The following is an 851-nucleotide window of genomic DNA, read 5'->3' as shown; positions in this document are numbered from 1 at the left end:
ATATATTTCTGGTCAATTATCAATAGATTTTGAAACAGGTCAGCCACCTGAGGGAGGAATTAAGGCGGAAACTAAACATGCATTATATAATCTTGATTTAATTCTTAATGAAGCAAATCTAAATCGTAATAATATTATAATGTGCCGTATTTATACACCAGATGTGCAATATTGGGACGAAATCAATCAAATTTATAGTGAATATTTTAATGAACATATTCCTGCAAGGGTTATAGTTCCAACAACCACATTACATCATAATTGTTTAATAGAAATAGAAGCTATAGCGGATTATAAGGAATGAAAGACATGAAAATCAGTGATATAAATACCCTAGCACTAATTATTGATGAAGAAATAGTTAATAAAAATCTTAACAAAATGTAAGACAACGCTTATAAATATAATGTAAACCTTTGACCTCATACAAAAACTCACAAATCGCCATATTTTGTATAAAAACAATTGGATTTAGGGATAAGTAGTATAACAGTTGCAAAATTAAGTGAAGCTGAAATAATGTTTGAACAGGATTTATCAAATATTTTCATAGCCAATCGAGTCATATCAAGAAAAAAACTACAGAGTATTAAAAAATGGGAGAAAATATTGATATTGCATTTGGTATTGATAACACCATCCATTTTAACTTAATTGACGAAGTATTTAAAAATAAGAGAAAAGCTAATATATTGGTCGAAATAGAAGTTGGAGAACAACGTTCTGCTATAATAGAAGAAAATAACTTTGTAGAACTGCTTCAACGTATTAAGTAATCACCAAATATTAATTTTAAAGGAACAGTTTCTCATGATGGACATACCTATTCTTCTAAGTCCACGGATAAATGT

General features: G+C 28.6%; 2 protein-coding genes. Both read left to right on the top strand.

Annotation, left to right across the window (positions count from 1 at the left end; all coding sequences use genetic code 11):
- Positions 1 to 304 (top strand): RidA family protein (locus ACF91D_RS30885; RefSeq protein WP_392438575.1); only part of this gene is annotated, 304 nt, incomplete at its 5' end.
- A gap of 292 nt (positions 305 to 596) precedes the next feature.
- A complete protein-coding gene (locus tag ACF91D_RS30880; protein ID WP_369966858.1) occupies positions 597 to 776 on the top strand; it encodes a hypothetical protein in 180 nt (59 codons plus the stop codon).
- Positions 777 to 851: the final 75 nt, after the last annotated feature.

This window comes from Staphylococcus sp. 231237_7MaSpsaltlick (genome assembly GCF_043107035.1).
The sequence above is the reverse complement of the archived record's forward strand: the minus strand, read 5'-3'. Positions and strand labels throughout refer to the sequence as shown.

Coding starts and splice junctions, on each gene's coding strand:
- ACF91D_RS30880 (WP_369966858.1), top strand. CDS start 597: ATGGGAGAAAATATTGATATTGCATTTGGTATTGATAACACCATCCAT.